Source organism: Nocardia sp. NPDC058633, assembly GCF_042717045.1.
In the GTDB taxonomy this organism is placed as follows: domain Bacteria; phylum Actinomycetota; class Actinomycetes; order Mycobacteriales; family Mycobacteriaceae; genus Nocardia.
Window position 1 is genome coordinate 22886 of sequence record NZ_JBHXRA010000021.1, and the last position, 11555, is coordinate 34440.

11 protein-coding genes are annotated in these 11555 nt (G+C 67.3%); 2 read left to right on the forward strand and 9 right to left on the reverse strand.

Translation table 11 applies throughout. From position 1 onward, the window contains the following. Positions 1-177: 177 nt before the first annotated feature. Positions 178-1065 carry a helix-turn-helix transcriptional regulator gene (locus ACFWUR_RS25085; protein ID WP_378910172.1) on the reverse strand — a complete coding sequence of 296 codons (888 nt, stop codon included), beginning with the start codon at positions 1063-1065 and terminating at the stop codon, positions 178-180. A 246-nt stretch (positions 1066-1311) separates the two neighbouring features. Between ACFWUR_RS25085 and ACFWUR_RS25090 the strand changes: the two genes are divergently transcribed. After that, positions 1312-2130 (forward strand): PIG-L family deacetylase, encoded by an 819-nt coding sequence (locus ACFWUR_RS25090; protein ID WP_378910027.1) that lies wholly within the window; start codon positions 1312-1314, stop codon positions 2128-2130. A 99-nt stretch (positions 2131-2229) separates the two neighbouring features. Here ACFWUR_RS25090 and ACFWUR_RS25095 read toward each other — a convergent pair whose 3' ends face one another. Genes ACFWUR_RS25095 through ACFWUR_RS25110 form a run of 4 tightly spaced genes read right to left on the reverse strand, consistent with a single transcriptional unit; the run spans position 2230 to position 7093 of the window. Next, positions 2230-3672 (reverse strand): NAD-dependent succinate-semialdehyde dehydrogenase, encoded by a 1443-nt coding sequence (locus tag ACFWUR_RS25095; RefSeq protein ID WP_378910028.1) that lies wholly within the window; start codon positions 3670-3672, stop codon positions 2230-2232. Further along, the gene (locus ACFWUR_RS25100; RefSeq protein WP_378910029.1) at positions 3669-4793 is read right to left on the reverse strand and encodes a zinc-binding dehydrogenase; all 1125 of its coding nucleotides are present in this window, start codon (positions 4791-4793) and stop codon (positions 3669-3671) included. Before ACFWUR_RS25100 ends, ACFWUR_RS25095 begins: the two co-directional genes overlap by 4 nt. Then, entirely contained in the window at positions 4793-5920 is a 1128-nt protein-coding gene (locus ACFWUR_RS25105; protein ID WP_378910030.1) for an acyl-CoA dehydrogenase family protein, read from the reverse strand. Before ACFWUR_RS25105 ends, ACFWUR_RS25100 begins: the two co-directional genes overlap by 1 nt. A gap of 9 nt (positions 5921-5929) precedes the next feature. Next, positions 5930-7093: an acyl-CoA dehydrogenase family protein gene (locus ACFWUR_RS25110; RefSeq protein WP_378910032.1), complete on the reverse strand. Its 1164-nt coding sequence runs from the start codon at positions 7091-7093 to the stop codon at positions 5930-5932. 57 nt (positions 7094-7150) lie between these two features. Here ACFWUR_RS25110 and ACFWUR_RS25115 point away from each other — a divergent pair, with 57 nt between their 5' ends. Next, positions 7151-7762, forward strand: a complete 612-nt coding sequence (locus ACFWUR_RS25115) for a TetR/AcrR family transcriptional regulator (RefSeq protein WP_378910033.1) — start codon at positions 7151-7153, stop codon at positions 7760-7762. Between the two features lie 28 nt (positions 7763-7790). Here ACFWUR_RS25115 and ACFWUR_RS25120 read toward each other — a convergent pair whose 3' ends face one another. The 4 genes from ACFWUR_RS25120 to ACFWUR_RS25135 form a co-directional block, all read right to left on the reverse strand. After that, positions 7791-8663: a sigma-70 family RNA polymerase sigma factor gene (locus tag ACFWUR_RS25120; protein WP_378910035.1), complete on the reverse strand. Its 873-nt coding sequence runs from the start codon at positions 8661-8663 to the stop codon at positions 7791-7793. A 38-nt stretch (positions 8664-8701) separates the two neighbouring features. Next, the gene (locus tag ACFWUR_RS25125) at positions 8702-9709 is read right to left on the reverse strand and encodes a haloalkane dehalogenase (RefSeq protein WP_378910036.1); all 1008 of its coding nucleotides are present in this window, start codon (positions 9707-9709) and stop codon (positions 8702-8704) included. Positions 9710-9881: 172 nt separating this feature from the next. Next, positions 9882-10466, reverse strand: coding sequence for a QsdR family transcriptional regulator (locus tag ACFWUR_RS25130; RefSeq protein ID WP_378910038.1), 585 nt, complete (start codon positions 10464-10466; stop codon positions 9882-9884). A 145-nt stretch (positions 10467-10611) separates the two neighbouring features. Then, entirely contained in the window at positions 10612-11442 is an 831-nt protein-coding gene (locus ACFWUR_RS25135; protein WP_378910039.1) for an SAM-dependent methyltransferase, read from the reverse strand. Between the last annotated feature and the right edge of the window lie 113 nt (positions 11443-11555).

The following is an 11555-nucleotide window of genomic DNA, read 5'->3' on the forward strand; positions in this document are numbered from 1 at the left end:
TCGATCAAGTTTCATCCCCTGGAGATGGTGGTATATCGGTACAGGGCAGCCGAAACCATTGTTCATCTCGTGCTCCCCCGTCGGCGATAGTACCCGAGGAATTCGATTCGCGAGTCCTCCGGACGCACTACCGATTTCGGATATCTGAGACCCGGTGGCCGATCCCGTTGCCCCAGGTCAGCCGACCGTGTGGAAGCGCCGCCGATGCTCGTCGACCGGTCGCAGACGCGCTTCGTTCGACATCGCCAGTAGCACGGACAACTTCGCGGCCTCGGCCTCGGCCTCGTTGATGGGTGTGAAGATCTGGATCCACTCGCCGTCGGTGGCGGGCAGCGCCATGATCGTGAGGTGCATCGCGAGATCGCCCACAGCGGGGTGCTGGACCACCTTGATCAGGTTCACCGGCACCGCGACGTCGTTGCGGGCCCACATGCCGGCGAATTCGACACTGGCCCCGCACAACTCGTCGACCAGCCCCTGCCAGATCGGGTCGGCGAGATGTCGGATGTACGCGCCGCGCAAGTAAGCGACCATGCGGTGTTTGTCGTCGAGGTTGTGCTGGTAGGGATTGCAGCACTCGGGCGTGAGGAACACCGTTCGCAGGACATTGCCGTCCGGGTCGGCGAGGGCAGGAAACAGTGCGCGGTAGGAGACGTTGTGAGCCAGGACCTCGTACTTGGAATCGAGCAGCACAGCGGGCAGCGGTGAGAGCTGGTCCAAGATCATCGGCAGGCCTGGCGGCATCGTCGACGGCACCGGCGGCGCGGGTACCGACGGCACATCTGCAAGTTGGTAGAGATGCGCCTTCTCGGTGTGGTCGAGACCGAGGGTGCGCGCCACCGCATCGAGTACCTGGACGCTGGGGTTGATCGGTCGGCCCTGTTCCAGCCAGGTGTACCAGGTGACCCCGATGCCCGACAATTGCGCGACTTCTTCGCGGCGCAGGCCGGGCGTACGTCGGCGCGGACCCGGCGGCAGACCGACATCACTCGGCGAGATCTTGGCGCGACGCGATGTGAGGAACGCGCCGAGTTGGGCTCGGCGCTCGGTGCGCACCGAGCGCATGGCGACCACTTCACTGATCCCACCATCGTCGCCGATACCGATCCCGGTATCCAGGCAGCGCGGGTACCTGGATGGGTGGGACGCTGCGCTTCCTTTCTCTCGGCAAGCTCACGGTTTACGGCGGTCTCATCGTCGTCACGAGAACATTGCCTGGTGCGTGGCCCACAGAAATAAAAAGCGGCCGACGATACTTCTCAAGGTGGGACAACGCAAACAGCGAACCATCGCATCGACCCACGAGGACTCATGGCTGACCGACTGACGATCATGGCTGTACACGCTCACCCGGATGACGAAGTCATCGGCACCGGCGGGATTTTCGCGCGATACGCCGCGGAAGGTATTCGGACGGTCCTGGTGACCTGCACCAACGGTGAGCAGGGCGACGGCCCGGGCGGGATCAAGCCCGGGAATCCGGGACACGACGCGAACGCGGTCAAGGCACAACGACTCGCCGAACTTCGCGAGTCGGCGGCGCTGCTGGGTATCGAGCACGTCGAACTGCTCGGCTACCGCGACTCCGGCATGGACGGGTGGGACGGCAACGACGATCCCGAGGCCTTCTGGAACACTCCGGTCGAGCAGGCCGCGACCCGGCTGGCGGAGCTCATGCGGCAGTACCGACCACAGGTCGTCGTCACCTACGACGAGAACGGGAACTACGGTCACCCCGACCATATCCAGGCCAACCGCATCGCCTTGGCGGCTACGGAATCCTCGGGCATCCCGGACAAGCTCTACTACACTGCCATCCCCCGCGAATCGGTCAACACACTGTTCGCGGCCTTCAAGGCGAGCGGGCAGGACTTGGGTGATTTCGAGCCACCGGAGGACTTCGGCACACCGATGGCGGAGATCACCACCGTGGTGGACGTAGCCCCTTACGTCCGGCGCAAGGTCAAGGCGCTCGAAGCCCACGCCAGCCAAGGTGACAGTATGCCGTTCCTGCAGCTGTCCGAAGAACTCCAGCAGCTGGTCTTCGCCACCGAGAGCTTTGTTCGCCAAGTCAACCGCGTCGAATCTGCCCCTGCCGAGGAGACCGACCTGTTCGCCGGCCTCCGCTGACTACCAGAGCAGGCATCGTCGCCCGCGCAGTCCTGGCAACTGCTGCGCACCGATCCGGCTCCGGGCGACAGCACAGCCGATTGCTCGTCCTGCGGCCCGTCAGCGGGCGATGGCCAGGTACTGCAGTTCCTGGTATTCCTCCAGCCCGGTGCTGCCGCCCTCTCTGCCCAGACCGGAGGACTTCATCCCCCCGAAGGGGGCGGCGGGGTCGGAGATCACGCCGGTGTTGACGCCGACCATGCCGGTCTGGAGGTTTTCGGCGAAGTCGAGGGTGTCGCCGAGGTTTTCGCCGAAGACGTAGCCTGCCAGGCCGGAGTCGGTGTCGTTGGCCAGTCGCAGCGCCGTTGCCGGGTCGGTGAACGTGCGGATCGCGGTGACGGGGCCGAAGACCTCCGAATTCCAGAGGCGGGTTCGGGTGTCGACGTCGGTCAGGATCGCCGGTCGCAGGAAGTGGCCGGGCGCGTCGGTGTCGGTTCCGACGGTGTGCAGGTGTGCGCCCTGGGTCACCGCTTCGTCGATGAGTGCGGTGATCCGCTGGACTGCCGCGCCGTCGATCACGGGTCCGATGCGGGTGGATTCGTCGAGTCCGTCGCCCACCGGCAGTGCGGCGACGGCGGCGAGGAACCGTTCGGTGAATTCCGCTGCTCGCGATCGATGAACCAGGAAGCGGTCGGCGGCGACGCAGGTCTGTCCGGCGTTGCGCAGCTTGGCCAGCACCGCGCCGTCGACGGCCTTGTCCAGGTCGGCGGACTCCAGTACGACGAAGGGGGCGTTGCCGCCGAGTTCCATCGAGGCCCGCAGGACTCCTGGCGCGGCTTGTGCCAGCAGCGCGCGGCCGACGGCGGTGGAGCCGGTGAAGGTGAGCTTGCGTAACCGTCGGTCGGCGAGGATCGGCGCCGACACCAGCGGGGCGCGCGAGGTGGTCACACAGTTGACGACTCCGGGTGGCACTCCTGCCTCCACCAGGATCCGCATGAATTCCAGTGCGGTGAGCGGAGTTTGGGGAGCCGGTTTCACCACGACGGTGCAGCCCGCGGCGAGTGCGGGAGCCACCTTGCGGGTGACCATGGCCAGCGGGAAGTTCCACGGTGTGATCGCGAAAACCGGGCCGACCGGCTGTTTCCGGACGGCGATGCGGCGGCCACCGCTCGGTGCGCGGAAGTAGGCTCCGCTACCGCGGGTGGATTCCTCGGCGAACCAGCGCAGGAATTCGGCGCCGTAGCCGACTTCGCCGCGCGCCTCGGCGAGCGGTTTGCCCATTTCCAGGGTGATCGTGCGGGCGATCCGGTCGGCTTCGGCGTGCAGCAGGTGGAACGCGCGCAGCAGGATGTCGCTGCGGTGGCGCGCATCGGTGGCCGCCCAATCCGCTTGCGCCGCGGCGGCGGCGTCCAAGGCGGCCAGGGCTGACGCCTGGTCACCGTCGGCGACGGTCGCGATCTGTGTGCCGGTGGCGGGGTTGCACACGGGCATCGTGGTCGTGCTGTGGACCCAGTGGCCGCCGAGGAACTGGGCGACCGGAAGGTCGGGAAGGATGGGGTTCATCGTGCCTCCGTGCCCGATGCGAAGACGATCACCTGACGCACGGCCGCACCGTCGGCGAGCTGATCCATGGCCTCGTTGAGATCGTCGAGCCCGATACGGGCGGAGATCAGCTTCTCGACGGGCAGCCTGCCTGCCCGCCACATCTGCTCGTAGCGAGGGATGTCGCGTGCCGGGACAGCCGAGCCGAGATAGCTCCCGACCACGGTGCGCGCCTGCGCGGTGAACATCAGCGGTGACAGGGTCACGGTGGCCGACGGCGCAGGCAGGCCGACGGTGACGGTGGTTCCACCGGGGGCGGTGGCCAGGAAGGCGGTTTCGAACGCGGCCGGATGACCGGCGCATTCGATCACGTAGCGTGCCCGAATACCCTCCGCCACAACCTGTTCGGGTGTGTAGGTTTCGGTGGCACCGAGGTCGCGGGCGGCCTCGAGCTTGGCGGGCAGGCGGTCGACGGCAACGATGCGCCGCACCCCGATCGCGGTCGCGGTGAGCAGCGCGGCCATGCCCACACCGCCCAGCCCCACCACCATCAGGTCGTCGTCGGGCCCCGGGTCGGCGACATTGAGCACGGCGCCGCCGCCGGTCAGGACGGCGCATCCCAACAGTGCTGCCACCTCCGGCGGCACATCGTGGCCGACCGCGACGACCGAAGCCTGGTCGATCACCGCGTGCGTGGCGAATCCGGAGACGCCGAGATGATGGCGCACAGGCTGTCCGGCCCTGGTCAGCCTGCCGGGATGGTGCAGAAGTTCGCCTGCCGTATTCGCCCGGGTCCCTTCGGTGCACGGAAGCGCTCCGTCGCGGGCGCACGCCGCACAGCGTTCGCAGCGCGGCAGGAACGACATGACCACCCGCTCACCGACGACCAGATCGTCGACCTGGTCGCCGAGTGCCACCACGATGCCCGCTGCCTCGTGACCGAGCAGCATGGGCAGCGGCCGCACCCGATTGCCGTCGACCACACTGAGATCGGAATGGCACACACCGGCCGCTTCGATCCTGACCAGTACCTCGGTCGGGCCCGGATCGTCGAGTTCGAGGTCGTAGACCCCGATCGGGCGCGACGTGGCGAAGGGCCTCGGCCGGTCGTGGTGGTCGAGGACCGCGCCACGGATGCGCATCAGATTTCCGCCTTCCGGTGCTCGGCGGCCGGACCCGACAGGTAGCGCAGGTGGTCGCCCGCATCGCCGAGCGTGTGCTCGATAGTGGTGAGCCTGGCGGTGTAGTGGCCCACCGGGTACTCGGCGGTCATTCCGATCCCGCCGTGCAGCTGGATCGCCTCTTGGCCGATGTGCTTGCCGGAGAGGTCGATTCGACGTTTCGCGCGGGAGGCCACGGTGGGATCGACGGCTCCGTCCGCCAACGACATCACCGCGTACAAGCTCATGCTGCGGGCCAGTTCCAGGCAGACGTACATATCCGCGGCCCGGTGGGTGAGGGTCTGGAAGGTACGCAGCGCGACACCGAACTGCTTGCGGGTCTTCAGGTATTCGGTGGTGAGGCGCAAGGCCTCGGCCATGGCACCGACCGCTTCGGCACCCAGTGCGGCCTGGGTGGTGATCACGGCTTCGTCGATGATCGCAGCGGCGTCGAGGTCGGTGCCGAGCAGCTCGGCCGACGCACCACGGAATTCGATGTCGGCTCCACGGCGCCCGTCGTAGGTGCGGTAAGCGGTGCGCACGACGGCCGCGTCACGGGCATCGACGAGGAACAGCGCGGTCTCGCCGGTGGGCACGACGGCTGAGACGATCAGCCGGTCGGCCCGATCTCCATAGGCCACAGGGCTTTTGCGGCCGGTCAGCGTCCACCGACCACCGGTGTCCACGGCCAGGGTTTCGCATCGCGGGTAAGGCCAACGAACACCGGGCTCGGCATGCGCGAAGGCGAACAGCTGCTCGCCGTCGACGATGCCGGGCAGCAGGTGTGCGCGCTGGTCCGGCGTGCCCGCCCGGCCGATCACCAGGGCGGGCAGCAAGGCGCAGTCGAAGACCGGTTCCGGCGCCAGGGTGCGACCGAGTTCCTCCAGGGCGAGCATCGTTTCGATGGGGCCGCCGCCGATGCCGCCGTCGTCGACCGACACGGTCAGCCCGAGCACACCGATCTCGGCGAAGGCAGCCCACACCTTCGGATCCCAGCCGGGATCGTCGGCGATGACCTCCGCGCGGCGTTCGGGGGTGTAGTGGCGGGTCAACACGCTGCGCACGGTGTCGCGCAGCAGGGTCTGCTCAGGGGTGAAGGTGAAATCCATAGCGGTTGCTCACAGTCCGAGAATCGTCGAGGCGATGATGGTGCGCTGCACTTCGTTCGATCCTCCGTAGATGGAAGTCTTGCGGTAGTTCAGGTAGCCGGCGACGGTGCGGCGCGCCCAGTCGTCGGTCTCCCCCACCCGGGCGACGGCGGCGGGGCCCGCGATGTCGACGAGCAACTCGGTGACGGCCTGCTGCAATTCGGTGCCACGCAGTTTGAGAATCGAGGACACCGGGTTCGGGGCGCCGCCGCTCGAGCTCGCCGCGACCCGCAGTTGCACCAGCTCCAGCGCCAGCAGTTCGTTGTCGAGATCGGCGATCCGGGCCGCGAAGGCGGCGTCGTCGAGCAGCGTGCCGGCGCCGAGCCTGGTCTGGGCGGCGTATTCCTTCGCCAGCTCCAGGCGGACCTTGGTCTGCCCGACCGCGGCGATGCCGGTGCGTTCGTTGCCGAGCAGGAATTTGGCGTAGGTCCAGCCGTGGTTCTCCTGGCCGACCAGCTGATCGGCCGGAACGCGCACGTTCTCCAGGAACACCTCGTTGACCTCGAAGCCGCCGTCGATCAGCTCGATCGGCCGCACGGTCACGCCCGGGGAGTCCATCGGGAACAGCAGCATCGAGATCCCGGCCTGCTTCTTCGGCGCCGTGGGGTCGGTGCGAACAAGGCAGAACATCCAGTCCGCGCTCTGGGCGGCGGTGGTCCAGGTCTTCTGTCCGTTGACCACGTATTCGTCACCGTCACGCACCGCCACGGTGCGCAGCGAGGCCAGGTCGGACCCGGCGTCGGGCTCGGAGAAGCCCTGGCACCACCAGATGTCGAGGTTCGCGGTCGCGGGCAGGAAACGCTGCTTGAGCTCCTGCGAGCCGAACTCGGCCAGGACCGGGCCGATCATGTTGGCGTTGAAGGTGAGTGGCTCGGGCACCGAGGCGAGTTGCATTTCGTGATGCCAGATGTGGTGCTGCACCGCCGACCAGTCACGGCCGCCCCACTCGGTGGGCCAGTGGGGTACGGCCAGCCCGGCGTTGTTGAGGATGCGCTGGGTGGCGACGTAGTCGTTCTTGCTCAGCTCGTGCATGTGCCGGTGGCGCCGACGGATGTCTGCGGGGATCTCACGGCGGAAGAAGGCGCGCAGCTCGTCGCGGAAGGCGAGCTCGTCCTCGGTGAAGGCCAGTTGCATGGTCCAGTATGTTACATAGAGTTGTGTGTGTATCAAATAGAGGCAGGGATCAAGTACATGAGCACTTCCTTCGCGACGGCTCCACGGAACCGCGGCCGGCGCGGTCGGCTTCTCACCGCTGCGCGGACGGTCTTCACCGCGCACGGCTTTCACGGCGCGAACATGGACACCGTCAGCGCCGTCGCCGATGTCACCAAACCCGTGCTCTACCGGCACTTCTCGACCAAGAGTGAGCTCTACCTCGCGGTGATCCTCGACTACCTCGACGAGCTCGCGGACACGCTGCGCGATGTCCGTGACGAGACAACTTCCGATTTCGACCGGGTCCGGCGCACGGTGACGCTGCTGTTCGATCTGGTCGAATCGAGCCCGCACTCCACGCCGGAGCTGGTTTTCGGTGCCGCCGCCATCGGCGACCCCGCTGTCGAGTCCCGAATCGCCGCTGCCATAGCGGAATTCGTCGCCACCCTGGCCACTCATCTGCATCCGGACGACGTCGGCCGGCACCGCACCCGCCTGCTCGCATTCGGCCTCATCGGGGCAACCCTGGCGGCGGCAGGTGAATGGCACCGTATGCGGCAACCGATTCCGCGACAGTCGGCCCTGGAAGCCATTGCCGGGTGGTACTGCTCGGGCGTGCGCGAGACCAAGAGCGTCGGCACCGCGTAGGGGCGCAGGGGATACCGCGGCCGGCGGGTTACCCGGATTCGCCGGACAGCAAGGAGAACTGTCTGGATTTCACGAGACCGGCAACGGCGTTCACTTTCGAGTCGGGGCAGGCGTAGTCCGGATGAACGCGGATCACCGCCGCGGCGTCGTGTAGCGCGATCATCTGCTGTTCGGCTTCCGCAGCGCTACGGCCCGAGCTGGTGACGGGGTGGGTGGCCAGTTCTGGCCGCTGCCGATCTATCCGCCCGGTCGACACAGCGTGGGCGATACGCCGCGAACACCGACATCGGGCCTGCTCGCTCGCGTGCCCGCAGGTCGAGGTCAAGAATGCGCGCAGGCGCTTCCTGGCCCGCTCGAGACGTTTTCGGTAGGCGGCGGGTGTGAGGTCCAGAATCCAGGCAGCATCGGCGGATCCGACACCGAACACGTCGTCGAGGACGAACGCGATTCGCTCGGCACGGTTCAGGCACTGCAACATCGCTTGGCTGCACTGGAGGCGAACTTCGGTGGCGAGCAACTCCGCGTCGGGTTCCCGGTGGTCGGCTGCCAATCCCTCGGCCAGCGCGTCACCGAACGCGTCGAGGCTGAGTTGCGCCGCCTCCTGTATCGACTGCCTTCGTTGATCGAGCAGGTGGTTGACGCCGATGCGGTACGCCCAGGTGAGCAGTTTCGCCTCGCCGCGCCACGTGGCGAGCCTGGTGAACACACGCAGGAGAATCTCCTGTGTGGCGTCCTCGGCGTCGGCGCGCCGACCGGTCATCCGCAGCGCCAGCCGATAGATCGGATCCTGCAGCCTGCGCATCACCTCCGCGGCCGCGTCGGCGTCACCGTCGACGGCTTCGGCGACGAGCGCGACCTCGCTCGGGTCGACTGAACTGAGGTCGGTCGCGTCGTCGGTCATCGATAGATCGTCCACCTGCGGCGGGGTGGGCGCAACGTTCACCGGTTCGGTGTTGCGGTGAGGGCGTGACGCTGCACCCATCGGGCGATCGCGGTGCCGATCTCGTCGGGGCGGTCCTCGGCGGCGTGATGTCCGGCCCGGCCGCAAGCGACGACGTCCAGTGCCGCGATGTGGTGTCGGCACCACTCGGCCATCGCTTCGTCGATGAGCAGGGTGGGGGAACCTTCGAATGTCATCAGCAGCTTCGGGGTGCCGGTGCTGGTCGCCAGCCACCGGTCGTAGGCCTCGATGCGAGCGACGAGCTCGGCGGGATCACCGCCGAGCGGCATCTGGCGCGCCCAGGCGAGGATGGGCCTGCGGCTGTCCCGGGTCGGGTAGGGCGCGAGATAGGCCTGCAGATCCGCCTCGTCCACGGGATCGAGCACGCCCCCGGTGAAGGCTTGGCGAATGAACAGGTCCTGCTCGAGCACCATCTCCTCGCCGATGCCCGGGGTCCGGATGGATTCGGACCGGGCGCGTGCCTGCGGGGAAAGCTCCTCCCATGCCATCGGTTTGATGATGGTTTCGAAGAAGGCCAGTCCGCTCACCCTTTCCGGGTGGCGGGCGGCCCAGTCGCAGGCGAGCGCGCCACCCCAGTCGTGGCCGACGAGGACGACACGGTCGAGGTCGAGGGCGTCGAACCAGGCGTCGAGGTAGCGGGCGTGGTCGGCGAAGGTGTAGCCGATGTCGGGTTTACCGGATCTGCCCATGCCGACGAGATCCGGCGCCAGCAGCCGCCCGTCAGCGATGTGGGGCAGGATGTTGCGCCACACATGCGAGGAGCTCGGGTTGCCGTGCAGGAACACGAGCGGGTCGCCGGCGCCGAGTTCGGTGTAGGAGATGTGCGAGCCGAGAACTTCAGCGGTCTTCACGATCTGGCCTTTCTTGTCGGGCGATCCGTATCCACAGGAGGCCAGCGCGATCCCCGCGGCGATACCCCCGAGCAGCGCCCGTCGAGATACCGGCCGACCGGGGTCGGGTGCGTCCGAGCGAAGGTGCCTGCGCATAGTGATCCCTTCGCGCCCCTACAGGGGCGGGTGTCGAATGACTGGTACACCTCTTTCGACACCGAAAACCGACAGCCGTGACACACCCGGACGGTGATCTACATCACCCGGTTGCTCGACGCGGTGGACGGTGAGCAGCGAATGTCCACTCATCTGAGAAACGTTGCGGTATTCATGCCCGCAGCAGAGCGGCCTGGACGCGGCTCAACCGCTCGACGTCACCTTGGAAGCCCGCCACGGCGTCGTTGTACAGGAACGCTTCCCACAGCCGGACCAGCGCGTATGCCAGGGTGGCACGATCGATGGGCGGCCGATATCCCTGCCCTTCGGCGCGTTCGAGCAGCCCCTCGACGATCGAGACCGCCGCCGGGTGCACCACCCCGTCGCTGCGGGTGATCACGCGCAATGCCGCGGTGGATTCCTGGTCGAAGTAGGTGCGCAGCGAACCGTCCTCGACCAGCCAGTGAATGGCGTTGTCGAGGATCTCGACGAGCCGTTCCCCGCCGGTGGCGGTGCTGCGCCGTTCGGCGTAGGCGACCATGCGCTCGAGCTGGCGCGCCAAGGCGGCACCGAGCAGCCCGTCCCGGGATCCGAACCACCGGTAGATACTGGTGCGGCCCAGACCGAGCTGGGCGGCAATGGCATTCGCGTCGACCCGTTTTCCCGCCAGGAATGCCGCGACGGCCGCGTCCAGCACCGCGTCACGGCTGGCCGCGGCCGGGCGACCGGGCGCTCGAGTTCCTTCGGTGCGTGCCACGCTCGACAGCATAGGGTGCGGTCCGTGTCCGGCCGCGCAGCCGCTGCGGCCTACTCTCCGAAATCGTTGTCGCCGGTGAGTCCCACCGATGGGCTCACCGCGCCGACCCCCGATCCAGGTACTCGTACCCGAATCGACGCGGCGTCTAGGGCTTGCGTCCGACGCCGCCGACGATGCAGTGGCGGACGTCGGAGAGCGGGGTGAGGTGTGGGCCGTCGGACCACCAGTCGTCGCAGCGGACGAGGCCGGGCTCGATCATCTCGAGATTGCCGAACATCGCCTGGATTTCGTCGCGGGTGCGGAAGCGTCCACTACCCATCGGGCTGTGGATGAACTTCTCTTCCATCTTCTGGGCGAGCCCGCTGTATTCGGGGGTCTCCGGATCGTAGAAGTGGGCGATGGCCACGAACGAACCCGAGGGCAGTGCGTCGATGTAGGTCTGCATCAGGGCGGGGCCGTCTTCGCCCAGGTAGTGGTGCAGGGTGCCGATGTGGAACAGAGCGAGGGGTCGGGTGAAGTCGAGTTCGCGGCGCACCGTGGCGTTGCCGAGGACTTCCAAGGGTCGAAAGATGTCGGCTTCGGCGATGCGGGTGCGGTTGTTGCTGGCCAGCAACGCCTGTGCGTGCACGAGCACCGACGGGTCGTTGTCGACGTAGACGACCTTGGACTTCGGATTCACCCGCTGAACCACCTGGTGGGTGTTCTCCGCGGTGGGCAGACCCGATCCGAGGTCGAGGAACTGGTCGATGCCCGCCCGGGCCAAGAACCGGCACGCGCGGATCAGGAAGTCACGGTTGGCCCACGCCAGGTCGTTGACCTGGGGCGCGACCGTGCGGACCTGGTCGAGCACCTGCCGATCCACGTCGAAGTTGTCCTTGCCGTTGAGTGCGGCGTCGTAGACACGCGCGATGCTCGCGCGGGTGGTGTCGACCCCGACCGGGACAGAGCTGGGGTAGGCGGCAGAAGAATGCGACATCGGGGAGCGCCTTTCGGGCATCGGAGCCGACTGGTCGAATCCAGCGTAGAGCATCGGTTACGTTGGCAGACAAGCTATTCCGACACGAGCCGGGGCGGGCATGGAACCGGGTA